We start from the raw sequence: 24566 nt of genomic DNA, 5'->3' as shown, positions 1-24566 counted from the left end.
ACATTCGTTCATTAAAGTAGTCCCATGATTTCTTTCCAATCTGCACCGATTCAAGAGAGCCTCCATTGAACACCCCCGATCTGATACATACCCGAATGAAACGTCTGCGGCTGGTGTCCATACTGGAAGGCACAACGCTTTTGCTTTTGATTGTGGTGGCCGTACCGCTCAAGCATGTGGCCGGTCTGCCGATTGCCGTCTCCATCATGGGGCCCATCCATGGCGTGGCCTTTTTGCTCTATCTGTCGGTGGTCTTTCGAGTGGTGTCCATGGGCGGCTGGAACGGGCTGGATATCGCCCGCATGATTCTGGCGGCCTTTCTGCCGTTCGGCGCCTTTATCAATGCCCCCTTCATGCGTCGCAAGGAGAAGGATCTGGTACGAATGGCCACGTAAGCGTTTGCGGGCTTATTCGGCCCGGTCGCGAGGCGAGTGCTGATCACTTGCCGGCTGATTGCCAAAGTAACGCTTGTATTCCCGACTGAACTGCGAGGCACTCTGATAGCCCACGGCGCCGGCGGCACTGCTGACGTTGTGGGTTCTGGCCGTGATCATGGCGCGGGCCTTCAAAAGCCGGATGCGCTTTTGATACTGCAGTGGCGACAAATGGGTAAAGCGCTTGAAGTGATGATGAAAGGCCGAAGCGCTCATGTTGACCTTCTCGGCCAGCGTTTCGACGGCCAGCGGCTGGGCATAGTCGCGATGCAGCGTCTCCAGCGCATGGCCGATTCGCCCATACTGGGTCTGCTGCAACAGCTGGCGCAGTGATTCTCCCTGTGGCCCCCTGAGTGCCTCGAACAACACCTCCCGAATGCGCTGCCGGCCCAGTGCTCGGCACAGCGTCTCATCGTGCAGACACTCCAGCAGGTGCATGACGCCATGGCCCATGGAATCCGGCAGCGTGACGGCTGCCATGGGATCGGGCGATGAGACATTGTCCGTGGCGGTCGGCATGACCTGAGCCAGTTCTCCCAGCATGATCATGTCGATGCCGATAAAGACCCCCAGCAGGGGCGCCTGCGGTGTGGCCTGCGTCTCGCATTCAAAGGGCACCGGCATGGCCTGTACCAGATAGTGCCCGGCGCCATAGTGAATGACGCGCTCGCCCAGATAGCCCACCTTTTCACCCTGAGCGATGATGATCAGTCCCGGCTCGTAGACCAGCGGCGTGCGCTGATGGCTGCCGTGAAGGGCCATCAGCTGCACCCCTTCAAGGGCCGTGGGAATGTAGCCGTCCCGATCGATCAAGGGCGTTATCAGATCGCACATGCGCTGATAAAGGGCATGAGAGCCAGCATAAGCGTTCTGGAGGAGGGCTTCAGACATGGGGTGTGTCGATCCGTGGTTCGTGGCGGTGTTCGGCGTTGATGATCAACGGTAACAGGATTGTGCATACAAAGCGCCAAAACGATACCTTGTAACGATTTTTTCTGCAGGAATAGGCAAGTACGTAGCAGGACCATGTATGGCGCGCCGCCGGCTTCGCTCCCACACTGATGCCACTTCAACGTGACCTGCTCAAGCGCAGGTCGTCGATTTTGACGCATCACGCGCAAGGAGACGTATTCATGTCGACACCCGCCAAAGGCTATGCCGCTCATAGCGCCGAAACACCGCTTGCGCCCTGGAATTTCGAGCGCCGCACGCCGCGTCCTGATGATGTTGCCATCGAGATCATGTACTGCGGCGTCTGCCACAGTGACCTTCACTTCGCCCGTGATGACTGGGGCATGGCCGCCTACCCGGTCGTCCCGGGGCATGAGATCGTGGGGCGTGTCACCGCCGTGGGCGATGACGTCACGGCCTACAAGGCCGGCGATATCGTCGGTGTGGGCTGCATGGTGGATTCCTGCCGTCAGTGCAACTCCTGTAACAGCGGTCTTGAGCAGTACTGCGCTGAAGGGTTCACCATGACCTATGGCAGCCCTGACCGGCACGACAATACCCTGACGCAGGGCGGATATTCCGACTCGGTCGTGGTCAGCGAGCGATTCGTGGTCCGCATGCCCGAGGGCATCGACCTCAAGTCCGCCGCACCGCTGCTGTGTGCCGGGATCACCACCTATTCACCGCTCAAGCACTACGGCGTCAAGCCGGGCGACAAGGTGGGCGTCATCGGTATGGGCGGTCTGGGTCACGTGGGTGTGAAGCTTGCCAGTGCGCTGGGCGCCGAGGTCACACTCTTTACCCGCTCCGAGTCCAAGGTGGCCGAGGCGAAGGAGCAGGGCGCCGATCATGTGGTGGTTTCCACCGATGACGAGCAGATGGCTGCCATCACCGAGACCTTTGATTTCATGCTTGATACCGTTCCGGTACAGCATGACATCAACCCCTATCTCAACGCGCTCAAGCCCGACGGCACGCACATTCTGGTCGGCCTGCTCGAGCCTATCGACCCGGCTGTCAGCGGTGCCAATCTGGTGTTTCGTCGCCGGGTGCTGGCCGGCTCGCTCATCGGCGGCATGCCCGAGACCCAGGAAGTGCTGGAGTTCTGCGCCGAGCATGGCATTACCTGTGATGTCGAGATGATCAACATCGATCAGATCAATGAGGCCTGGGATCGCATGCAAAAGGGCGACGTGCGCTATCGCTTCGTGATCGACATGGCCTCCATGAAAGGCGACCGCGCGGCCTGATCTGACGCCGGCTCTCCGGTCCTGTTCAAACCGGCGCCCCTGGGGCGCCGGTTTTTTTATATCATCACGCATTGCCCATTCGGGCAGCAGCTCCATTACCCGACGGAAGTGATTGATGCACAGCGATGAATTCTATATGCACCGGGCGCTGGATCAGGCTCATCTGGCGATGGCTGCCGGCGAAGTGCCGGTGGGAGCGGTTGTGGTCAGCGCCGAAGGTGAGGTAATCGGTGAGGGATTCAACGCTCCGGTCGGGCAGCATGACCCGACAGCGCATGCCGAAGTGCAGGCGCTGCGTGATGCCGGCCAGCGCTCCGGCAACTATCGACTGACCGGGTGCACGCTGTATGTCAGTGTCGAACCCTGCCTGATGTGTACCGGGGCCATCATTCATGCCCGGATCAAGCGGGTTGTCTATGGGGCGCCGGAGCCCAGAACCGGCATGGCGCAGTCAAAGGCCAATCTTTTTGCCCAGCCCTGGCACAACCATGACGTTGAAGTGGTCTCGGGCGTACTGGCAGCGCCTGCCCGGCGGCTTTTGAAAACCTTTTTTGCGCAGCGGCGTCAGTCGTTTTGAGTGCCGGATGATGTCGAATCCAGCGCGCCGGCCACTTCAACGCGATTGCGTCCGGCAAGCTTTGCTCGATAAAGCGCCTGGTCGGCTGCCTGAATGAGATCCGACAGGGTATCGCTGGCGCGGCGGGTCGTGATCAGCCCGGCGCTGATGGTGACGTGGTAGCGTGCGTCGTGTCTTGCCAGGTGCAGCGCCTCGACGCCGTGACGCAGCTGCTCGCCAACCTCTGCTGCCTTTTCAGGGGTGATCCCGGGCAGACAGGCAATAAACTCTTCTCCGCCGAAGCGGGCCAGCATGCCGCCATGGGCGATGACGACTTCCTGCATGCGAAGCGCCACGCGCTGTAAATAGTCATCGCCGGTGGGATGGCCCAGCTGGTCGTTGATCTGCTTGAAGTGATCGATATCCAGCAAGATCAGTGTCCTGGGCCGGGAGGCATCCAGTTTTCCGACCCACTGGCTGAAATAGCGCCGGTTGGGGAGTCGGGTCAGCTCGTCATGCTGTGCCAGCCACTCCACCTCCTGTTGCAGGGCGATGCGCTTTTCCACTTCGCCCCGCAGGCGATAGTTGGCATCCTTGACGCCGCTGTGGCGCCGACGCAGGCGGTGATGAAAATACATCAGCAGATAGATCATCCAGGTAAAGAGCAGCCCGGTGATCAGCACGATGGCCGGCAGCTTGGAGCGCTCGTCAAAAAGACGGGCATAGCTTGCCTCGGCACAGAGTGTGAAGTTGCTCTGGCCCAGTCGCAGAATGTTGCAGTGCTCCAGCATGCTCAGGGCGCCGGGGGCATCGGAGCTGTACAGGGTATTGCCCTCATGCAGGACCCGAATGCGAAAGTTGTGGTTATCCCGGGCGTCGTCGAGGGTTGCAAAAAGGCGTGACGGGTCGACCACAAAGGCCGCCGCGCCCTGAACGGCAGAGCTGTTGAGATCACGGATGGGCTGATAAAAGATCACGCCGCGCCCACCATTGGTCAGACTGACCATGCCGGTGGCGCCGGCCTTTCCGCCGAGCGCATCGGCCAGCGCTTCATCATCCTCGCTTGAAAGCACATGGTGGCCCAGCAGCGGCTGGTTGGCCCGCCGGGGGTAGGCGTGCATGATGCGCGGCCCCTGGCGATGGATGTAGGCGATGGTCTGCATGTAGTCGAAATGATCGACAAGGTGTTGCGCGCGATGGGTCCAGGCACGGCTTGAGGGAGCTTCACCGGCGCTGTCCCAGCTGATGGCAAAGCGCTGCATGGCCTGGTCGCTGACGCTGATCTCCTGGCCCAGCCGCTCGCTGAGGGCATCAACGCGCGTACGCGCCACCTGATTGACCTCGCGAATGTTCTGGCTGTTGTGGTAGTGCCAGAGCACCAGCAGCACCAGCAGTACGGCCATCGCGGCGGCCAGCGCGACGCCGATGGCGCCCGGGCGACGCTGGGGCCACTGTGTGACCACTTCGGCGGCCAGTAACAGTGCGATGGCCATCAGCGTGGATGCCGACAGCGACACCTCATGCAGCGAGACAAACCAGTGCTGCTCGATCAGGTGCATGGCGGTCAGCATGCCCGCCATGGCCAGTAAAATGGGGGCAACGCCACCCGGGCGCGTGGGGAACAGCGGCAGGAGCAATAAAAACACCAGCGCCAGGGTGATCAAAATGGACGGGCGCAGGGAGTAAAAGGGCACCCGGTCAGGCCAGCGATCAAACAGCATCGCCCACTGGCCGTAATCCATGATGCCGTCCGGCAGCACAAAGGAGCCCATCAGGGCCAGCAGCGGTAGTAGTGTGACAGCGGAAACCGCCATGGCGCAGGGTTTCAGATGATAGGGGCGCCACCGGCCGGCGAGGTTCATCGCAAGCCTTGATAGCGTGACCATGCCCACCATGGCCAGCAGCAGGTGTTCCAGCGAGCGCGTCAGCCACCATCCCGCCATGACACAGGGCAGGGCAAGCAGAGTCAGCAGCAGGTCACCATGACGGGCGAAAAGGGCTTTCATGGAGCAGGCGGTACGGTCTCGAAGACGGGGGTGGTCGTTGTACTGGCCGTGGCACGCGAAAGCGATGAGAACTGATGCTGGCTGCGTTCCACCCAGTTCAGAATCTCTTCGTAGCGCTTGATGTTGCGCACGTAAAGTGCGGCCACATTACCACGCGCAAAGCCATGTTCCACGCGGTTATACCAGCTGCTCTCCTGCAAAAGCGGCAGCATCTGTTTAATCGAACCCCACTCATCCGGGTCATGGCCCTGAAGGCGTGCCAGTCGGCGCGCGTCATAGAGATGGCCCAGCCCCAGGTTATAGGCGGCCAGCGTCATCCAGGTCCGGTCCGGCTCGGCGACCGTGTCGGGAATGCGGTCATGCAGATAGCGCAGATAGCGGGCGCCGCCGTCGATGCTCTGCTGCGGGTCCTTGCGGTCAGACACATTCATGTGGCGGGCCGTATCACGGGTCAGCATCATCAGTCCCTTGACGCCGGTTGGAGAGACGGCGTCGGGTTGCCAGTGGGACTCCTGATAGCCCACCGCTGCCAGAAGCTTCCAGTCAAAGCCGGTCTCGCCGGCGGCCTGTTTGAAATCATTCATCCATTGGCCCAGATGCGCCTGTGCCTGGCCGATAAAGCGCCGCGCGCCGACATATTCAAGGTAGTCATCATGGCCAAAGTACTTCTGTGTCAGACGCTCCAGATCACCGGAGCGTCGCATGCCATCAATAAAGGCATTGGCGCGCTCCACCAGCGATGGGTCAGTGCGAGCCGGGAAGGCCCACGCCAGAGTGACGGGCTCACCGATGGTCAGCGCGCTCGCCACGTCCGGAAAGAACAGGCGGCTCAATTTGAACTCGTGAGCATAGACCACTGCAGCGTCAAGTTCTCCGCTTTCCACCATGCCCAGCAGATCCGTGGTCTCGATATCGGGGCTTTCACGCCAGGTCAGTGTCGGATGCGTTTTCTGCAGATCGCGCAGAACCCGGCTGGTACCGGCACCGGCCACCGTGCCGATATCCAGCCCGTCCAGATCCTGGATCGTTTTGGGCGCCTGCGCGCCGCGTCGATAGGCCACCATGGGCTGCATCGACATGATCGGATGTGAATAGGTCACATCCTGGCGCTGGCGGTCCAGTACCAGACCGGCCGCGCCGATGTCGGTCTGACCGCCGGCCACCTGTTCGAGCACATCGCCGATATGGTGGTCGTTTTCCACGGCAAGGCTCACGCCCAGATCATCGGCAAAACGGCGAAAGAGCTCGAACTCGAACCCGGTCGGTCCCTGGCGGCCTTCATAAAAGGTGGCCGGCGTATTGCGGGTGGTGATTTCGAGAAAATCACGCCGCTGGATGTCAGCCAGGGTGGTGGGAGAGGTCATCGGCATCAGCTCGGCAGACCACGTCGAGATCGCGCGGGCAGGCGTCAGCAGCAGCAAAAGCGCCACCGCAAGCCCTGCAATCTGTCGGGTTGTGCGTAAAAAATGCCTGTACATGGGAAGAAACGGCCGTTTGAAAGAGGCCTCAAGATACCGATGGTAACCACCCCCGGCTAGTCGATGGCTCTTACCTGCACGATAGCCTCAGTCTTTCGACTGACGCGGAACCATAACCGTCTCGCGTGGTAGACCTTCGCCTCATGAGTCGCTTTCCAGTATGATGGCGCCCTCGCCGCCTGGCGCTGTTTCAATACGGGGACCGCTGTATCCTTTCGATGGCGTTCCCGCACCACACCTCATTTCCTGTCAGTCAGTAGAGGCTTCGTTCGTCATGCTCGAACTGCACGGCCAGAGTGCCCTTTCTTCCTTTCGTCACGCCCGTTTGCTTGCCCGCCTGCGTGAGGCGATGCCGGGCGTGACAGACGTGCGGGCGATGCACCGCTACTTTCTGGACGTCGAACGGACGCCAGAGCCCCGGGTGCTCGAGCGTCTTTGTGCGCTACTGGAGGCCGAGCAGACAACCGCTTCGGTACCGACCGGTGCCCTGTATCTGGTGGTGCCGCGCTTTGGCACCGTCTCGCCGTGGTCTTCCAAGGCCACCGATATCGCCCACAACTGCGGGCTGCACCAGGTGCGTCGCATCGAAGCGGGCGTGGCCTATTTCGTCGAGACGGACGCGCTGCCCTCAAGGGAGGAAGCCGAGGCGATTCGCCAGGTGCTCGCTGATCGCATGACGCAGACCGTGCTGTTTGACACAAGCGATGCCGTAAAGCTCTTTGAGCGCCATCAGCCGGCGCCGGAAAGCCACGTGGACATTGTGCAGGGCGGGCGCGAGGCGCTGGTAGCAGCCAACGTCACGCTGGGTCTGGCCCTTGCCGAAGATGAAATCGACTATCTGGTCGAGTCCTTCACCGGCCTTGGGCGCAACCCCAGCGATGTCGAGCTGATGATGTTTGCCCAGGCCAACTCCGAGCATTGCCGCCACAAGATCTTTAATGCCGACTGGCGCATTGACGGCCAGGCGCAACAACACTCGCTGTTCGGCATGATTCGCAATACGCACCAGTGCTCGCCGGACAACGTGCTTTCGGCCTACAGCGACAACGCGGCCATCATTCGTGGCCATGACGCAGGGCGCTTTCTGGCCGACAGCCGGGACTTTCGCTTTGTGACCCATCAGGAGCCGATCCATATCCTGATGAAGGTCGAAACGCACAACCACCCGACGGCCATTGCCCCCTATCCGGGCGCGGCGACCGGCGCCGGCGGCGAGATCCGTGACGAGGGCGCGACCGGGCGTGGCGGCAAGCCCAAGGCCGGCCTGACCGGCTTTACCGTGTCCAACCTGCGTATCCCCGAGCTGTTGCAGCCCTGGGAGGCGTTTGATTACGGCAAGCCCGAGCGCATCAAGAGCGCACTCGACATCATGATCGAGGCGCCCATTGGCGCGGCGGCGTTCAACAACGAGTTCGGCCGCCCGGCGCTCAACGGCTATTTCCGTACCTATGAGCATGATGTGGTCGGCCCGGCCGGCGTCGAGCGGCGCGGCTACCACAAGCCCATCATGCTGGCCGGCGGCTATGGCAGCGTGCGCGATGAACACGTGCTCAAGGGTGATATCGCCGTTGGCGCGAAGCTGATCGTCATGGGTGGACCGGCCATGCTGATCGGGCTGGGCGGCGGGGCGGCCTCATCGGTGGCCTCCGGCAGTACCAGCGATGCGCTGGATTTTGCCTCGGTGCAGCGCGATAACGCCGAAATGGAGCGCCGCGCCCAGGAAGTCATCGATCGCTGTATCGCGCTGGGCGAAGACAACCCGATCAGCTTTATCCATGACGTGGGGGCCGGCGGTCTGTCCAACGCGCTGCCGGAACTGGTCAAGGATGGCGGTCGTGGCGGACTGTTCAACCTGCGTGAGGTGACCAGCGCCGAACCCGGCATGACGCCGCTGGAGATCTGGTGCAACGAGGCACAGGAGCGCTACGTGCTGGCCGTGGCGCCGGCATCGATCGAGCATTTCGAGTCGCTGTGCGCCCGTGAGCGCTGTCCGTTCGCCGTGGTCGGTGAGGCGACCGAGGCGCACGAGATCACGGTGGTGGACGAGCACTTTGAGAGCCGCCCCATTGATCTGCCCATGAGCGTGCTCTTTGGCAAGCCGCCGAAAATGCAGCGCAGCTTCGAGCGCCGCGAGACCACCCAGCCGCCCCTGATGCTGGACAATCTGGACCTCAACGAGGCCATGGATCGTGTGCTGCAGCTGCCGGCGGTGGCCTCCAAAAGCTTTTTGATCACGATTGGCGACCGGACCGTGGGCGGCATGAGCGTGCGCGATCAGATGGTCGGCCCATGGCAGGTGCCGGTGGCGGACTGTGCGGTGACCACGGCCGCCTTTGACACTCATGCCGGTGAGGCGATGGCCATGGGCGAGCGTACCCCCACGGCGCTGATTTCACCGGCGGCGTCGGCACGTCTGGCCGTGACCGAGGCGATCACCAATATCGCCGCGGCGCCCATCGAGGCGCTTGGCGATATCAAGCTGTCCGCCAACTGGATGAGTGCCGCCGATCACGAGGGCGAAAATCAGGCCCTGTATGACGCGGTCCACGCTGTGGGCATGGAACTCTGCCCGGCGCTGGGCATTGCCATTCCGGTCGGCAAGGATTCGATGTCAATGCGCACCGCCTGGCATGACGGCGAGCGCGACAAGTCCGTGACGGCGCCGCTGTCGCTGATCATCTCGGCCTTTGCCCCGGTCAGCGATGCCCGAAAGACCCTCACACCGCAGCTCGATCCCCGTGAAAAGACCGAGCTGTTGCTGATCGATCTCGGCCGCGGCAAGAATCGGCTTGGCGGCTCGGCCCTGGCCCAGGTCTATGGTCAGCTGGGCGCGCACGCACCGGATCTGGACGCACCCGAGGATCTGGCCGGCTTTTTCAACGCTGTCCAGAAGCTCAATCGTGACGGCCGGCTGCTGGCCTATCACGACCGCAGCGACGGCGGACTGCTGGCAACGCTTGCCGAGATGGCCTTTGCCGGCCACTGCGGTCTGGCAGCCTCGCTGGACACTCTGGTGCGCGATGCCCATCAGGCCACTGCGGCATTGTTTGCCGAGGAGCCGGGCGCGGTCATCCAGGTGCCTCAAAACGAGCTCGATACCGTGCTGGCCGTGCTCAGGGAGGCGGGGCTTGATGAATGCGTTCATCGCATCGGTGCGCCGACAGGGGATGATCGCTTCTCGGTGACGCTCTATGACACCGCGCTGATCGAGACCACGCGGGTACATGCACTGCGCACCTGGGCGGAAACCAGCTATCAGCTGCAGGCACGTCGTGACAACCCGGAGTGCGCCCGTCAGGAGTTTGATTCGCTTGACGAGATCCGCAATCCGGGGCTGCATGCTGCCCTGAGCTACGACGTTGACGAAGACGTGGCCGCGCCCTTTATTAACCAGGGGGCCGCACCCCGGGTGGCGATCCTGCGCGAGCAGGGCGTCAACGGTCAGCTGGAAATGGCGTGGAACTTCACCAACGCCGGCTTTGAAGCCATCGACGTTCACATGTCCGACATTCTGGAAGGGCGCGTGGATCTGGCCGATTTCCAGGGCGCGGCGGCCTGCGGCGGCTTCTCCTATGGGGACGTGCTGGGTGCCGGCGGCGGCTGGGCGAAATCGATTCTCTTCAGCGAGCGCGGTCGCGAACAGTTTGCGCACTTTTTCGAGCGTGAAGACACCTTCGCGCTTGGTGTGTGCAACGGCTGTCAGATGCTGTCTCAGCTGAAATCGCTGATTCCGGGTGCCGATCACTGGCCGCGTTTTGTGCGCAACCTCTCCGAGCAGTACGAGGCGCGCGTGTCGATGGTGCGTGTTGACTCGACACCGTCGCTGTTTCTGGCCGACATGGCAGGCTCAAGAATGCCGATTGCCGTGGCGCATGGCGAAGGGCAGGCGCAGTTCCGCGATAGCGCTCATCTGCGTCAGGCTCAGGCCAGCGGCACAATCGCGCTGCGCTACGCGGACAACTTCGGGGAGGTCACCACCGGCTATCCGGCCAATCCCAACGGCTCGCCGGCCGGCATTACCGGCCTGACCACTCAGGATGGCCGTGTGACCATCATGATGCCGCACCCCGAACGCGTGGCACGCGCCGTGACCAACTCGTGGCAGCCGCAAGAGTGGCGCGAGGCCGGCGGCTGGATGCGCATGTTCCGCAATGCAAGAAAGTGGGTAGGCTAACCCTTTCATCGCTGATTAATGTCGCATCAGGGGCGCTGCTACTGAAGACGCTCCTTGCTGACGAATGTCGAACGGAGGCCTTGCATGGCGTCAGTGATTTGCATCGGACTGGATCGTGACGCCGAGATCATGCGTATATGGGAAGACGCCGTGCGCGGTTCTCATGATTTCCTGTCCGAGCAGGACATCGCCACGCTACGCCTGCAGGTGCATCGCCAATGGCTGCCTGTCGTGACGCTATGGGGTGTCATGGCATCGGATGGTGGTCTCGCCGGTTTCATGGGGTGCTCCGATGCCGCCATTGAGATGCTCTTTGTGGCACCTGACTGGCAGGGGCATGGCGTCGGTAAAGCGCTGGTGCTTCAGGCGCTGACCTCACAACGTCAGCAAGTGGATGTTAACGAGCAGAACCCGGCAGCGCTGGCGTTTTATCAGGCAATGGGTTTTGTCGTAGAGAGCCGCTCGCCTACTGATTCGCAGGGGAACCCCTTTCCTGTCCTGCACATGAGATGGGCCGGACAGGGCTGACAAAAAAGGGCCTCTTGTAGAGGCCCTTTCATGTGTCACGACGTGCCGATCAGTTCTGCGGACGCGCGGCCGGGCTTAAAAAGCGCACGTTCGGCGCTTCTTCCAGCAGCGGGTCGGTGCCTTCCTTGAACGGCTTGTAGTGGGGCATTGCCATGTGGTTGTCAAAGGCGGCGCGGTCGGTGTAGACCTCATGAAGGATGACGATGTTGCCATCTTCTTCCGGCACCAGCACATCGAACTGATGGCAGCCGCTTTCGTTGGCCAGTGACTCGTTGGCGTCGTTGTGGGCCAGCGCCAGAAACGCATCGCGCTGGCCTTGCTTGATTCGAAATTCCGCCAGAACGACAAAATTGGCATTGGTTGCGCTCATCATGATTCTCCTGCAGCTATTGAGTGTTTCGACAACGGTCATGCGGCCTGCGACATTGATGCGATTCCGGGCGCGGCGTCAGTGCACTCTGGGCGCCGGGCCCATGCCCATGCGCTCGTGAAATTCGGCCACTGCGCTTCTCAGGAGTTCCAGAAGCCCGGGGATCAGGGCCACACCCTGTTCGGGGCCTTCTACAAACTGCTCTACGCTAACGTGAACGGCTTCACCGTGAAGAACGACCTTGGCCGCCTTGATGGCATTCATGACGTCATTGCCAATGTCGAGCAGCTGGGCACGGTCGGTGCCGGCATCGGCCTGCCAGATGCCGGGCAGCATCAGCTGAAAAAAGGCCGGCTCGTCCTCGGCCACGACCAGCACGAACTCTAGGCTTTCGAGCGTGATACGTGCGGCATGCGTATCGATGGCTTCCACCTGGAAGTCCATGGCGCCCAGGCTTTCAATGTAGTGCTCGATCTGTGTGTTGGCCTGCATTGTGTCCTCTTCGGTCACCAGAGGTGACGGTTTTAAACATTCAGCCAGTCCCGCAACCCAGGGATTACAGGATCAGTATAAGGACATGTCAGCGTCTTTAACGACACCCCCGCAGCTGCGCCCCTATCAAAAAGAGGCCGTCGAGCGCGTCGTCGGTCATTTTCGCCGGGGCCATGACCCGGCGGTCGTGGTGCTGCCCACCGGCAGCGGCAAGAGTCTCGTGATTGCCGAACTGGCCCGGATCGCCCGCGGACGTGTGCTGGTGCTGGCCCACGTGCGTGAACTGGTGGCGCAAAACCACGCCAAGTATGAAGCCTACGGGCTCAGCGCCGATATCTTCAGTGCCGGACTCGGGCGTCGTGACAGCCAGCGTCAGGTGGTCTTCGGCTCGGTGCAGTCCGTGATCAATGCCCTTGATGAGTTTGATGACGGTCAGTTCACGCTGCTGGTCATCGACGAGTGCCATCGCGTGGCCCCCATGGTAGACGACAGTGCGCAGGGCAAGCGTCGTCAGCAGCCCGGCAGCTACCAGCGCGTGATTGATCATCTGCGGGCGGCCCGACCGGATATCAAGGTACTGGGGCTGACGGCAACCCCCTATCGGCTGGGGCAGGGGTTTATCTATCACCGCCACTATCACGGCATGGTACGCGGACCGGAAACGACCTTTTTCCGCGACTGCGTGTTCGAGCAGCCCCTGCGCGTCATGGTCAAACAGGGATATCTGGCCGAGCCCAGGCGCATCGATGCGGCCGTAGCGCGCTATGACTTTTCACAGCTTTCGCCCCGCGCGGGCGGTCAGTACGCCGAATCCGATCTCAACCGGGTGGTCAGCGGCAATCGCGCTACACCGGTGATCATCGAGGACGTCATGGCGCACGCTCATGACCGTCAGGGGGTGATGATCTTTGCCGCTACCGTGGCGCACGCCGAAGAGATCATGGGCTATCTGCCCGACACAGAAGCGGCATTGGTGACCGGGACCACCCCCGGTCGCGAGCGTGAGACTCTGATCGAGGCCTTCAAGGCGCGCGAGATCCGGTATCTGATCAACGTCGCGGTGCTGACCACCGGCTTTGACGCCCCGCATGTGGATCTGATCGCGATTTTGCGCCCGACCGAATCGGTCGGGCTCTATCAGCAGATCGTCGGGCGCGGGCTACGCCTGTCGCCCGGCAAGACCGAGTGCCTGGTGCTGGACTATGCCGGCAACCCCTGGGGGCTCTATGGTCCCGAGATCGACGCGCCGCGACCGGACAGTGACAGCGAGCCGGTGCAGGTCGAGTGCCCGGAGTGCGGCTTTGCCAACATCTTCTGGGGCAAGCGTGACGGCGAGCTGGTCATCGAGCACTTTGGCCGGCGCTGTCAGGGGCTGGTCGAAGACGAGCAGGGCCGGCAGGTACAGTGTGATTTTCGCTTTCGCTACAAGGTCTGCGAGCAGTGCGGGGCGCAAAACGACATTGCGGCACGACGCTGTCGACACTGCCAGGAGCAGCTGATCGATGCCGACGACAAGCTGCGCGATGCCCTTAAGCTCAAGGATGCCCGGGTGCTCAGGGTCAGTGGCATGATGCTCGAGGAGAGCGCCAACGGCCGTGGCCTGGCCCGTTTGAAGGTCACCTACGTGGACGAGGACGGCGCCACGCTCTCGGAGTGGTACGCCCTGGAAACGCCCGCCCAGCGCACCGCGTTTTACCATGCCTGGCTCAAGCAGCATCTGCGTGCGCCGGGCAGCGACTGGCAGCCGACCACGATCAGGGAAGTGATCGACTCGCGCCAGCGCCTGCGCCATCCGGATTTCGTGGTGGGGCGCAAGATCGGGCGGTACTGGCAGGTGCGCGAGCGCCTTTTCGATTACGAGGGGCGCTATCGGCGCGCCGACAGTGCCGAGGGCGACTGACCCGGGCGTTATCACGCCTTGTTATTCTGTTAGAATAAACGTCGTTGTCGTTCGACAACGCTACCCCCATTGTGATGCGATTTATTCGCGATCAAGGAGTCTGTCATGAGCTGGTCTGCCCCCGAAGTCAAGGAAATCAGTGCTGGTATGGAAGCCAGTGTCTACCTGCCTGCCGATATCGAAATCGACATTGCAGAGTGATGCTGACGGTGCGCGGCGCCTGCGCGTTCGCGTACTGGGGTCGGCCGCCGGTGGCGGCCTGCCTCAATGGAACTGTCGCTGCAGCGTCTGTCGGCTGGCGCGCGCCGAACCGCAGCGTGTTGTCCCTCGCACCCAGTCCTCGATTGCCGTCTCCGTTGATGGCGAACACTGGGCGCTGATCAACTGCGCGCCCGAGGTACTCGGTCAGCTACAGCGTGAACCGGCGCTTCAGCCCGGCCGTGACGACCGCCACACCCCGATTCAGTCGATTCTGGTCACCAATGGTGACGTGGATCATGTCGCGGGCCTTTTGAGCCTGCGCGAACGCTCGCCGTTTTGCCTGTACGCCACGCCGGAAATTCACGGTGTGCTGCGCGCCAACCCGATTTTCAACGTGCTCGCGCCCGACTGCGTCGAGCGACGTGACGTGGCGCTCGACAGCCGCATCGAGCTGTTGCCCGGGCTTTCGGTCACCGTGTTTGCCGTACCCGGCAAGACCGCGCTCTATCTGGAAGGTGACGAGGTGGAGATCGGCGCCGAGGGCGAGTCCACCGTGGGCGTCGAGTTCGAACTCGACGGCCAGCGGCTTTACTACATTCCCGGCTGCGCTACCGTCACGCCCCGTCTGGCCGAACGGCTTGAAGGCGCCGCGGCGCTGCTTTTTGACGGCACCCTGTGGCGCGATGACGAAATGGTGCGTGCCGGCGTCGGCCAAAAGACGGGCCAGCGCATGGGCCACATGTCGATGTCGGGGATTGACGGCAGCATGGCGGCGCTGGCTGATGCCCGCATTGGTCGGCGCATCTTTATTCATATCAACAACACCAACCCCGTTTTGATTGAGGACAGCGCCGAGCGGCGCGAGGCCGAAAACGCCGGTTGGGAGATCGCCTTTGACGGTATGGAGATCACGCCTTGAGTTCGTTTGATACGCATCTGAGTGACGTGACCGAGCCGATGAGCGCCGAGGCGCTGGAAGCGCGTCTGCAGGAAATCGGCGAGGCGCGCTATCACCACCGCCATCCGTTCCAGCTGGCGCTGCAAAACGGTGAGCTCAATCGCTGCCAGGTGCGGGCCTGGGCGCTTAATCGCTACTACTACCAGGCCATGATCCCCATCAAGGATGCCACCTTGATGGCGCGTCTTGACGACCCGGACTGGCGGCGGGAATGGCGCAGCCGGCTGGTCGATCATGACGGTGAAGCGCCCGGTGAGGGCGGTATCGAGCGCTGGCTGAAGCTCACCGACGGGCTGGGGCTCGAGCGCGAGATGGTGCGCTCGACCCGGTTTATCCTGCCGACCACGCGATTTGCGGTCGAGGCCTATACCCATTTTGTGCGCGATCGCACCCTGCTGGAGGCGGTCGCCTCGTCACTCACCGAGCTGTTCTCGCCAAAGGTGATCGGCACCCGCGTCTCGGGGATGCTTGCGCACTACGACTTTGTCTCCGAGGAAACGCTGGATTATTTTCGCCCGCGTCTGACCCAGGCACCGCACGACGCCGAGCGGGCGCTGGCCTATGTGCGTGAGCACGCCCGGCGCGCCGATCAGCAGCAGGCGGTGCTTGAGGCGCTGATCTTCAAATGCGATGTGCTCTGGACGATGCTGGATGCGCTTCAGCATGCCTATGTGGAAGGCCACCGGCCACCGGGCGCCTGGAACGGCGAGAGCGGTCTGGTGACCGGAGCCACGCCTTGAATCAGGGTCTCGATGACAGCACCGTGGTGCGCCTGCCCAGAGGCGTGCGCATGCGTGAGGATGCCGCGCGCGGCGGCTGGGTGCTGCTGGCACCGGAGCGTATCTTCCAGCTTGATGCCATCGCGCATGCAGTGATGGTCAATGTCGATGGCAGGCAAAGCGTGGCACAGATCGTCGATACGCTGGTGGCCGATTATGACGCCGAGCGGGGCCGGATCCGTCACGATGTGCTGGCCCTGTTTCATGCCCTGATCGACCGGCGTGTGCTGGAGATAGCCACATGAGTGACGCAACGCAAACACGTACCGAGCAGGCCATCGCCCCACCCATGGGGCTTCTGGCCGAGCTGACCCATCGCTGCCCGTTGCAGTGCCCCTACTGTTCCAACCCGGTCGAGCTTGAGCGTCGCAGTGACGAGCTTGATACCGCCGGCTGGCAGCGGGTGCTGCAGGAAGCGGCCACACTGGGCGTACTGCAGGTGCATCTTTCCGGCGGCGAGCCGGCGGCCCGCCCGGATCTGGTCGAGCTGGTCGAGACCTGTGCCCGCGAAGGGCTCTATTCGAACCTGATCACGGCCGGGGTGAGCCTCACATCCGAGCGCCTGGCTGCACTCGAGGCCGCCGGGCTGGATCACGTTCAGCTCTCCTTTCAGGGCGCCGACGATGAGGTCACCACCCGCGTGTCCGGCATGCGCGGTGCGTTTGATAAAAAGCGCGCCTTTGCCGGCGAGGTGAGAGCGCTGGAGCTGCCGTTGACGATCAACGTGGTGATCCATCGCGCCAACATTCATCAGATTGATGAGTTTATCGAGCTGGCCCTGGCGCTGGGGGCGGAGCGCCTTGAGCTGGCGCACGCTCAGTATTACGGCTGGGCGCTGCGCAACCGCGGGGCGCTCATGCCAAAGCGTGGCGAGGTCATGACCGCACTGAGAACCGTCGAGGCCGCTCAGATACGTCTCAAGGGGCGCCTTGCCATCGATTCGGTGGTGCCGGACTACTATGCCCACGGCCCCAAGCCCTGCATGAACGGCTGGGGACAACAGACGATCAACATCACGCCCTCCGGGCTGGGCCTGCCGTGCCACGCCGCGCAGACGATTCCGGGACTCGAGTTCTGGAACGTGCGTGAGCGGGGTCTGGCTGATATCTGGTATGACTCGCCGGCCTTCAATGCCTTTCGCGGCACCGATTTTCTGCCCGACACGTGTCAGAGCTGTGATCGCCGCGACATTGACCATGGCGGCTGCCGCTGCCAGGCGCTGATGATGACCGGTGATGCGCGTCAGATGGATCCGATATGCCAGCATTCGCCCTGGCATGACGAGGTGCAGACGCTGACGCTGGAAGAAGCAGGCCGCGACGAGCCCTTTGCCTACCGCCGTTTTGCGCGCACCGCGCGCCACGCCTGAACGGTGGGCGCAACAGGACGCGGGTGCCTGAAGCGGGGCAGCCTGATAGACTCACCGCAACGCCCCGTTTCATTTGAGCCTTCACGTCGCACGCCATGACCCAGTCCGGTGATCTTCATAGTCCGCCCGCCGAGGCGGCGGCACCTGCCGTCATGGTCGGCGGTGAGCCCTTGCATGACATGCCGGAGGATCTTTATATCCCCCCGGAGGCGCTGCGTGTCTTTCTGGAAACCTTTGAAGGCCCGCTGGATCTGCTGTTGTATCTGATCCGGCGTCAGAATCTCGACATTCTGGGCGTCAATGTGGCTGCCGTGACCCGCCAGTACATCGAATACGTGGAGCTCATGAAGGTCAGCGGAATCGATCTGGCCGCCGAGTATCTGCTGATGGCGGCGATGCTGGCCGAGATCAAATCGCGCACGCTGCTGCCGCGTCCACCGCGGACCAGCGAGGAAGACGACGAGGAGGACCCGACGGCGGCACTGGTGCGGCGCCTGCAGGAGTATGAGCAGATCAAGCTGGCCGCTCAGGCCATCGATGAACTGCCGCGCCAGGGGCGTGACTGGTATCAGGCCGAAGCGGGGCTGCCAGTGCTTGAGCCTCGCGTGCAGCATCCGGACGTCGGGCTTTCGGAGCTTCTCGGGGCGCTGTCGGATCTGATGCAGCGCGCCGATTTCAAAAAGGAGCACCAGATTACACGGGAGGTGCTCTCGACCCGCGAGCGGATGATGGCCATTCTTGATCGCATCAACGGTGAGCAGTTCACCTCGTTCGAGGACCTTTTTGATCCGCAGGAGGGCAGGGCCGGCATCGTGGTGACCTTTATGGCCATTCTTGAATTGAGCAAGGAGCGATTGATCGAGATCGTACAGAACGCGCCGCTGTCGCCCATCCATGTTCGGGCGCAGACGGTGTCGCAGGACGACGATGACGCGCTGCAGGAGCAGCCCTTTGAAGCGGATGAACCGGCAGGTGGGGCATGACGCCGCCGCTGGATCGGATTGTTGAAGGCGTGCTGCTGGCCGCCGGCGAGCCGCTGACGCTGGAGCGCCTGGAAGCGGTGTTTGACGAAACCGAGCGACCCGGCCGTCGAACGCTGCGAGAGGCGCTGACAACGCTGGAGGCGCGGCTTGGACAGAGCGCGCTGGCACTCGAGGAAACGGCGTCAGGCTTCCGGCTGCGCGTGCGGGATGGTCTCTCGCCCTGGGTCTCCCGGCTCTGGGATGAGCGTCCGCAGCGCTACTCGCGCGCTCTGCTGGAGACGCTGGCCCTGATCGCCTATCGTCAGCCTGTCACGCGCGCCGATATCGAAGAGGTGCGTGGCGTCTCGGTCAGCGCCTCGATCATGCGTACCCTGGTCGAGCGTGGCTGGGTGCGGGTGGTGGGGCATCGTGATGTGCCCGGGCGCCCGGCGGTATACGCCACCACCAGAGGCTTTCTGGATGATTTCGGGCTGCGCACGCTGGATGAGCTGCCGCCGGTGAGTGCAGTCAGGGAAGGTGAAACCGTCGACTGGCTGGAACAGCTCACGCCAGGGGTGCAGAGCGCGGCCTCGGCGGAGGCCGCCGACGTTTCGACCGAGACGGAGAATGCCTCACCCGGTGATGATGGCACTGCCACCGACACGATCGCCAGTGACACGACCGCCACCGAAAACGCTGCCGATGAGGGCAGCAACGATACATCGGATGCGCCTGCCGACTCGCCCGACGGTGAGCAGGCGCTATCCGAACGCTCGTCGATTGAGACGCCGACGCCTTCCCGTCAGAGTCCGAGTCTTGATGAGATCGGTCAACGACTGGCCGAGCGAGTGCGCGACAGCGCAGACCGCGACGGCCCGGATGCTGGGCTCGATGAGAGATCGACACACACCAGTTACCCAGAAGATTGAGACTTCGCTGATGAATACTGAAAAACTGCAAAAAGTACTGGCCCGCGCCGGGCTGGGATCACGACGCGAGATGGAAGCCGCCATCGGCGCCGGGCGTGTCAATGTCAACGGTGAGACCGCCAAACTGGGAGATCGCATCTCCGATGAGGCCCGGGTCACCTTTGATAATCGGCCGATTACCCTGATGTCGAGTCAGGCCTCCTCGCGCCGCGTCATCATGTACAACAAACCGGAAGGCGAGCTTTGCACGCGCCGTGACCCGGAAGGCCGTCGCACGGTGTTCGAACACCTGCCGCGCCTGTCCGGCGAGCGCTGGATTGCCATCGGCCGACTCGATATTAATACCAGCGGTCTACTGCTCTTTACCACCGATGGCGAGCTGGCCAATCGGCTGATGCACCCCTCGATGGAAATCGAGCGTGAATACGCCGTGCGCGTCATGGGCGAGGTCACCATGGATCATGTGCGGGCGATGGTCGAGGGCGTGATGCTTGAAGACGGGCCGGCACGCTTTACCGACGTGCAGGAGTTCGGTGGTGAAGGCATTAACACCTGGTTCCATGTGGTCATCATGGAAGGACGCAACCGGGAAGTGCGCAGGCTGTGGGAATCCCAAGGGTTGACGGTCAGCCGGCTCAAGCGCGTGCGCTACGGCAGCGTGTTTCTGGACAAGCGCGCTCGCGCCGGCGAGTGGACCGAGCTGAACCAGCAGGAAGTGGATGATCTCTCCGAACTTGCCGGACTGGAAAAGCGCAAGGTGCCGGCGCTGACCCCTGATGAGAAAAACCGCTGGAATCGCGACAAGAACAAGCGTCGTCCGGTGCGCGGCGTCAAATCGCCGGAAGCGGCGCGCTCCACCACAACCACACAGGAAAAGGGCAGCCAGCGCCGCAGCGATCGTGAGGAGGCGCGTCCGATCACGCCTCGTGAAAAGCGCAACGAAAAGCGCAGCGACCGCGGAAACTGGAGCTCCACGGCGCCGGCCGGCAATCGTCGCTCGTCCAGCACCGGTGACAGGGGCCAGGAGCGCCGCGGCAGTGGCAGTGGCGACAAGGCTCAGGAGCGTCGCGGCGGCGGGCAGAAGGGAAATGCGGGTGCGCCCCAGGGTCGAAAGGGCGGTGGGCGTCGTTAACGCCTGGTGCGTGCAATAGCGCTTGCATCGCGAATGCTTTCAAAGTAGTATTTGCGCCCGTCGAGCGGGTCGTTAGCTCAGTGGTAGAGCAGTTGGCTTTTAACCAATTGGTCGTAGGTTCGAATCCTACACGACCCACCATCTCGACAGAAATAATGGCATGCTTGTGATTGTCGGCAGAATTGTCGGGTCGTTAGCTCAGTGGTAGAGCAGTTGGCTTTTAACCAATTGGTCGTAGGTTCGAATCCTACACGACCCACCACAGGCCCTGTCATTGTTTCAAGCCTCACCTTCGATGGCTGATTTCCGGGTCGTTAGCTCAGTGGTAGAGCAGTTGGCTTTTAACCAATTGGTCGTAGGTTCGAATCCTACACGACCCACCAGTTATGAAAACGCCTCATCCTGAACCGGGATGAGGCGTTTTTGCGTCCATCCTTCACTCAAGAGCCGGCCTGCTCGGTTTATCGAAATTTCTCGAGCGTTTGCCGGTACTGGTTGAAATCCTTGCGCCGCTCTCGAATACGGCTGGTCAGCGTGTAATCACCATTTTGCTGTGACGCCTTCTCGGCCAGATCCAGCTGCTCCAGACCGCCGTCAATATCCCCTTTGAGCTGAAGCTGCTCGGCCAGTGCCAGATGGCCCCAGTCGTTACGATTGCTGCGTCCGGCGGCTTCGCTGAGCAGGTTCCAGACATCCGGATCTTCGGCGTGGGCGTCGGCCAGAGTGCGCAGGCTTCTAAAAGCCGTCGAGGGGTTGATGCCCAGTTGCGCTTCGGCCTGGATGATCCGGGCCGGATAGTAGTCGGGCGTCAGGCGCAGAATGCGCTCGCAGCGACGAATGGCGTCTTCGCGCCGGCCGGCATCCAGCGCCGCATCGGCGGCGCTGGCCGACAGCATCAAAACGTCGGGCGCCTCCTGTGCCAGCTGGTCAAAGGCCGCCAGTGCCTGGTCGGTGCGCTGGTTGATGCTGTCGTTGAGCGCGTCCAGATAGCGCAGGGCGATCGGGTGGGCGTTGTCCTGCTCAAGGCGGGTGCGCACCGCGGTGGGGTCGCTCATGTTCATCGCCAGCATGGCGCGCGCCCGGATCAGATCATACTCCGGGCCCGGGTCGCTGATGTTGCCGCTGCGGTATTGCTGGGCCAGGCTTGTGGTATTGCTCAGCCGTGACTCGGTCATGGGGTGGGTCAGCAGAAATTCCGGCGGCGTATTGCCCTGCATGCTTGAAAGCCGCTGCATGGTGGCAAACATGCGCGGCATGGCCATGGGGTCCATGTTGGAGCGTGCCATGGCTTCAAGACCCACCCGATCAGCCTCCTGTTCATAGCGGCGCGAGTAGCTCAGCTGGCTTTGCATGGCAGCGGCCTGGGTGCCGGCCATGGCGGCCACACCCACGCTGCCGCCACCGCCGGCCGCTACGACCATGCTGGCCAGCATGGCAGCCATGGTGGGCAGCTGGGCGCGCTCGCTGCGCGCCATTTCGCGGGCAAAGTGATGCTGTGACAGATGGCCCATTTCATGCGCCAGCACCGAGGCGAAGGCGTCCTGGTCGGGGGCGTAGGCAAAAAGTCCGGTATTGATGCCGATCACGCCGCCCGGGACGGCGAAAGCATTGAGTGTGCGGCTCGAGACCAGGGTGACAATGGGGGTGACATCGCCAAGCTGACTGTTGGGCAACAGCCGGGCCACCAGCGATTCAAGGTAGCTCTGTGTAATGGGGTCACGCCATTGTCCGACGTGGCCGCGAAACTCGCGAAGCCAGGCGCGCCCGAGGCGAAATTCTTCCTGGCTGCTGTAGTTCCCGGCGGCATCGCCCAGGGTGGGAAGCTGGCTGGCCGGGGCTGTCATGGGCACGGTCATCGTGCCAAGCAGCAGGGCAGCTGTAATAATGCAGCGAAAACGCGTATGCCTGGGCATGACATGCTTACCGGATGGTCATTGAGACATGAAAGGGCCAAAGCGCTGCTGTCCGACGGGCACAGGCAGCAGAGGTTGCCGGTTGCATCAAGTTGCCTTTAAATCGTGCCGATTACAACCAGCAGGGGAGCCAGAGGTGTTGGAAAATATTGAGGACATCCGGCAATTGGAGCGTGGCGCCGACAGGGTGCTGGATGCTTCCGGGCTTGCCTGCCCGATGCCGCTTTTAAAGGCGCGCCAGGCGCTGGCCGCGCTGGAAGCCGGCCAGCATCTGCATGTGATCTGCACCGACCCGGGATCATGGCGTGATTTCGAAAGTCTTGCCGCCCACGGCGCCCACGAACTGGCAGGGCGCCGTCAGGAGGCGGATGTTTACCACTATGTACTGATCAAGGGGCGCTGAGGTCTGCGTCGGCCGGTTTATCCTCAAGGTGTCAATAATCCAATGACCTTCAGAAATCTCTGGAATCATTTCATCGAGCGCTACCTCTCCGATGAGGAGGCGGTGACGCTGGGCGCGCTGCTGGTGCTGGGCTTTGCCATCATCATCTTTTTCGGCGGCATGCTGGCCCCGTTTCTGACCGCGCTGGTCTTTGCCTTTTTGCTGCAGGGCGTGGTGCGCTGGCTCGAGCGACTGGGGTTGTCGCGGCTGCCGGCCGTGTGCCTGGTGCTTTTGATGTTTGTCGGGGCGATGCTGTTTTTTGCCCTGATCATCTTTCCGATGGTCTGGGATCAGTTCGCGCGCCTGGTGCAGGGGCTGCCTGCCGTGTTGTATCGCAGTCAGGCGCTGCTCGATGAGCTTCAGGCCCGCTATCCCAGTATCGTCACGCCTGATCAGGTGCAGCATCTGATCAATACGGCAAGCCAGGAGGCGACCCAGCTGGGACGACGCGTGGTCAGCCTGTCGCTGAGTTCGCTGGCCGGAGTGCTGAGTGTGATCATCTATCTGGTACTGGTGCCGATTCTGGTCTTTTTCATGCTCAAGGACCGGGAGCGACTGATCGGCTTTTTCCTGTCGCTTCTACCCAAAAAGCGCAAGCTGATGACGCGGGTGTGGTGTGAAATGGACACCCAGATTGCCAACTTCATTCGCGGCAAGTTCATCGAGATCATGATTGTCGGGGTGGTGTCGTTTTTCACCTTCTGGGCACTGGGCCTGCCCTATGCGGTGCTTTTAGGGATCGTGGTGGGGCTTTCCGTGCTGGTGCCCTACATCGGTGCGGCGGCGGCCACGCTGCCGGTGGCGGCGTCTGCCGGTCTTCATTTCGGATTCGATGAGCAGTTTGTCTACGTCCTGCTGGCCTATGCCATTATCCAGGCGCTGGATGGCAACGTGCTGGTGACCCTTTTGTTTTCAGAGGTGGTCAATCTGCATCCGGTGGCGATCATTCTTGCCGTTTTGTTTTTTGGCGGCATCTGGGGCTTCTGGGGCATCTTTTTCGCCATTCCGCTGGCCACGCTGATCAAGTCGCTGATGTTTGCCTGGCCGCGCGGGGCCAGTGCGCTGCGAAAGGAGGGCGCTACTGCTGCTGAAGGTGCCGCCACCGCCAAATGAGGCGTCACGGCCCTGTCGGTGACAGGGCCGTCATTCATTACCGGTCGGCGCTGAGTGTCTGGGCCATGGCCAGCACCTCGTCGACATGACCTGCCACCTTGACCCCGCGCCACTGCGCAGCAATGTTGCCCTCCCGGTCGATCAGGAACGTGCTGCGCTCGATGCCTTCGTGCTCCTTGCCATAAAGCTTTTTGAGCTTGATGACATCAAAGGCGCGACACAGGGTTTCTTCAGGGTCGCTGACCAGCTCAAAGGGAAAGCCCTGCTTCTGGCGGAAGTTTTCATGTTTTCGCAGTGAGTCACGCGAGACGCCAAACACGCGCGTGCCTGCCTTTTCGAACGCGTCCATGCGATCGCGAAAGTCCTGCCCCTCGGTCGTACAGCCGGGCGTGGCGTCCTTTGGATAGAAATACACCACGACCTGTTCGCCTTTGAAGGCAGCAGGATTGAAGGCCGTATCGCTGGTGGCGTCTAGTGTGATGTCCGGGGCGGGGGTACCGATGGTGAGGGTCATGAACATTCTCCCTGAGGGTGAAAAGGCGCCGCCGCTTGCCGGCCATTACGGCGCCGGAGAATACAGGCGACGCCCTGTGAGCGTGTCGGGTGACAATAACCGAGACCGGGGATGA

Annotated in this window: 21 protein-coding genes, 3 tRNA genes and 1 pseudogene; 18 read left to right on the top strand and 7 right to left on the bottom strand. The window is 62.2% G+C overall.

The genetic code is table 11. The features are described 5' to 3' along the window. Window positions 1-65: 65 nt before the first annotated feature. Window positions 66-395 carry a DUF3817 domain-containing protein gene (locus tag ACS92L_RS07930; RefSeq protein WP_438768281.1) on the top strand — a complete coding sequence of 110 codons (330 nt, stop codon included), beginning with the start codon at window positions 66-68 and terminating at the stop codon, window positions 393-395. 12 nt (window positions 396-407) lie between these two features. On the opposite strand, the gene ACS92L_RS07925 is transcribed toward ACS92L_RS07930, so the two are convergent. Next, window positions 408-1325: an AraC family transcriptional regulator gene (locus ACS92L_RS07925; RefSeq protein WP_438768279.1), complete on the bottom strand. Its 918-nt coding sequence runs from the start codon at window positions 1323-1325 to the stop codon at window positions 408-410. Window positions 1326-1567: 242 nt separating this feature from the next. On the opposite strand from ACS92L_RS07925, the gene ACS92L_RS07920 reads away from it, so the two are divergent. Together ACS92L_RS07920 and tadA are read left to right on the top strand one after the other, a co-directional pair. Next, window positions 1568-2635: an NAD(P)-dependent alcohol dehydrogenase gene (locus ACS92L_RS07920; RefSeq protein WP_438768278.1), complete on the top strand. Its 1068-nt coding sequence runs from the start codon at window positions 1568-1570 to the stop codon at window positions 2633-2635. A gap of 115 nt (window positions 2636-2750) precedes the next feature. Continuing rightward, window positions 2751-3212 (top strand): tRNA adenosine(34) deaminase TadA, encoded by a 462-nt coding sequence (gene tadA / locus ACS92L_RS07915; RefSeq protein WP_438768277.1) that lies wholly within the window; start codon window positions 2751-2753, stop codon window positions 3210-3212. On the opposite strand, the gene ACS92L_RS07910 is transcribed toward tadA, so the two are convergent. Then, window positions 3200-5197 (bottom strand): sensor domain-containing diguanylate cyclase, encoded by a 1998-nt coding sequence (locus ACS92L_RS07910; RefSeq protein ID WP_438768276.1) that lies wholly within the window; start codon window positions 5195-5197, stop codon window positions 3200-3202. The two genes, tadA and ACS92L_RS07910, sit on opposite strands and share 13 nt — an antisense overlap. After that, window positions 5194-6675, bottom strand: a complete 1482-nt coding sequence (gene mltF / locus ACS92L_RS07905) for a membrane-bound lytic murein transglycosylase MltF (RefSeq protein ID WP_438768275.1) — start codon at window positions 6673-6675, stop codon at window positions 5194-5196. Before mltF ends, ACS92L_RS07910 begins: the two co-directional genes overlap by 4 nt. A 274-nt stretch (window positions 6676-6949) precedes the next feature. Between mltF and purL the strand changes: the two genes are divergently transcribed. Together purL and ACS92L_RS07895 are read left to right on the top strand one after the other, a co-directional pair. Beyond that, window positions 6950-10849 carry a phosphoribosylformylglycinamidine synthase gene (gene purL / locus ACS92L_RS07900; RefSeq protein ID WP_438768274.1) on the top strand — a complete coding sequence of 1300 codons (3900 nt, stop codon included), beginning with the start codon at window positions 6950-6952 and terminating at the stop codon, window positions 10847-10849. A gap of 84 nt (window positions 10850-10933) precedes the next feature. Then, window positions 10934-11377, top strand: coding sequence for a GNAT family N-acetyltransferase (locus ACS92L_RS07895; RefSeq protein WP_438768272.1), 444 nt, complete (start codon window positions 10934-10936; stop codon window positions 11375-11377). A 49-nt stretch (window positions 11378-11426) separates the two neighbouring features. Here ACS92L_RS07895 and ACS92L_RS07890 read toward each other — a convergent pair whose 3' ends face one another. After that, window positions 11427-11747 carry a putative quinol monooxygenase gene (locus tag ACS92L_RS07890; protein ID WP_438768270.1) on the bottom strand — a complete coding sequence of 107 codons (321 nt, stop codon included), beginning with the start codon at window positions 11745-11747 and terminating at the stop codon, window positions 11427-11429. A gap of 78 nt (window positions 11748-11825) precedes the next feature. After that, the gene (locus ACS92L_RS07885) at window positions 11826-12239 is read right to left on the bottom strand and encodes a hypothetical protein (RefSeq protein ID WP_438768269.1); all 414 of its coding nucleotides are present in this window, start codon (window positions 12237-12239) and stop codon (window positions 11826-11828) included. An 85-nt stretch (window positions 12240-12324) separates the two neighbouring features. Here ACS92L_RS07885 and ACS92L_RS07880 point away from each other — a divergent pair, with 85 nt between their 5' ends. The 11 genes and pseudogenes from ACS92L_RS07880 to ACS92L_RS07830 all read left to right on the top strand — a co-directional run bounded on the left by ACS92L_RS07880 (window position 12325) and on the right by ACS92L_RS07830 (window position 20852). Further along, the gene (locus tag ACS92L_RS07880) at window positions 12325-14139 is read left to right on the top strand and encodes a DEAD/DEAH box helicase (RefSeq protein ID WP_438768268.1); all 1815 of its coding nucleotides are present in this window, start codon (window positions 12325-12327) and stop codon (window positions 14137-14139) included. 190 nt (window positions 14140-14329) lie between these two features. Next, complete coding sequence (pqqB, locus tag ACS92L_RS07875) at window positions 14330-15259, top strand: pyrroloquinoline quinone biosynthesis protein PqqB (RefSeq protein ID WP_438768265.1); 930 nt, start codon at window positions 14330-14332, stop codon at window positions 15257-15259. Next, window positions 15256-16038, top strand: coding sequence for a pyrroloquinoline-quinone synthase PqqC (gene pqqC / locus ACS92L_RS07870; RefSeq protein ID WP_438768264.1), 783 nt, complete (start codon window positions 15256-15258; stop codon window positions 16036-16038). Before pqqB ends, pqqC begins: the two co-directional genes overlap by 4 nt. Continuing rightward, complete coding sequence (gene pqqD / locus ACS92L_RS07865; RefSeq protein ID WP_438768262.1) at window positions 16035-16322, top strand: pyrroloquinoline quinone biosynthesis peptide chaperone PqqD; 288 nt, start codon at window positions 16035-16037, stop codon at window positions 16320-16322. Before pqqC ends, pqqD begins: the two co-directional genes overlap by 4 nt. Beyond that, window positions 16319-17446 (top strand): pyrroloquinoline quinone biosynthesis protein PqqE, encoded by a 1128-nt coding sequence (gene pqqE, locus ACS92L_RS07860; RefSeq protein ID WP_438768261.1) that lies wholly within the window; start codon window positions 16319-16321, stop codon window positions 17444-17446. The genes pqqD and pqqE overlap by 4 nt, the downstream gene beginning before the upstream one ends. Before the next feature lie 95 nt (window positions 17447-17541). Continuing rightward, window positions 17542-18429: a segregation and condensation protein A gene (locus ACS92L_RS07855; RefSeq protein WP_438768259.1), complete on the top strand. Its 888-nt coding sequence runs from the start codon at window positions 17542-17544 to the stop codon at window positions 18427-18429. Next, a complete protein-coding gene (gene scpB, locus ACS92L_RS07850) occupies window positions 18426-19337 on the top strand; it encodes an SMC-Scp complex subunit ScpB (RefSeq protein ID WP_438768258.1) in 912 nt (303 codons plus the stop codon). Before ACS92L_RS07855 ends, scpB begins: the two co-directional genes overlap by 4 nt. A 10-nt stretch (window positions 19338-19347) precedes the next feature. Continuing rightward, window positions 19348-20184, top strand: a pseudogene (rluB, locus tag ACS92L_RS07845) (23S rRNA pseudouridine(2605) synthase RluB); the annotation flags it as partial. Between the two features lie 351 nt (window positions 20185-20535). Then, window positions 20536-20610 (top strand) — tRNA-Lys (locus tag ACS92L_RS07840). A gap of 46 nt (window positions 20611-20656) precedes the next feature. Next, a tRNA-Lys gene (locus ACS92L_RS07835) sits at window positions 20657-20731 on the top strand. A 46-nt stretch (window positions 20732-20777) separates the two neighbouring features. After that, a tRNA-Lys gene (locus ACS92L_RS07830) sits at window positions 20778-20852 on the top strand. Window positions 20853-20930: 78 nt separating this feature from the next. Here ACS92L_RS07830 and ACS92L_RS07825 read toward each other — a convergent pair. Next, complete coding sequence (locus ACS92L_RS07825; protein WP_438768256.1) at window positions 20931-22382, bottom strand: M48 family metalloprotease; 1452 nt, start codon at window positions 22380-22382, stop codon at window positions 20931-20933. 136 nt (window positions 22383-22518) lie between these two features. On the opposite strand from ACS92L_RS07825, the gene ACS92L_RS07820 reads away from it, so the two are divergent. Together ACS92L_RS07820 and ACS92L_RS07815 are read left to right on the top strand one after the other, a co-directional pair. Further along, window positions 22519-22785: a sulfurtransferase TusA family protein gene (locus ACS92L_RS07820; RefSeq protein ID WP_438768254.1), complete on the top strand. Its 267-nt coding sequence runs from the start codon at window positions 22519-22521 to the stop codon at window positions 22783-22785. 42 nt (window positions 22786-22827) lie between these two features. Beyond that, window positions 22828-23937: an AI-2E family transporter gene (locus ACS92L_RS07815; RefSeq protein ID WP_438768253.1), complete on the top strand. Its 1110-nt coding sequence runs from the start codon at window positions 22828-22830 to the stop codon at window positions 23935-23937. Window positions 23938-23974: 37 nt separating this feature from the next. Here the strand turns inward: ACS92L_RS07815 and ACS92L_RS07810 are convergent, their stop codons facing one another. After that, window positions 23975-24451, bottom strand: a complete 477-nt coding sequence (locus tag ACS92L_RS07810) for a peroxiredoxin (RefSeq protein WP_438768251.1) — start codon at window positions 24449-24451, stop codon at window positions 23975-23977. Window positions 24452-24566: the final 115 nt, after the last annotated feature.

The organism is Kushneria halocnemicola, from assembly GCF_965650455.1.
In the GTDB taxonomy this organism is placed as follows: domain Bacteria; phylum Pseudomonadota; class Gammaproteobacteria; order Pseudomonadales; family Halomonadaceae; genus Kushneria.
The sequence above is the reverse complement of the archived record's forward strand: the minus strand, read 5'-3'. Positions and strand labels throughout refer to the sequence as shown.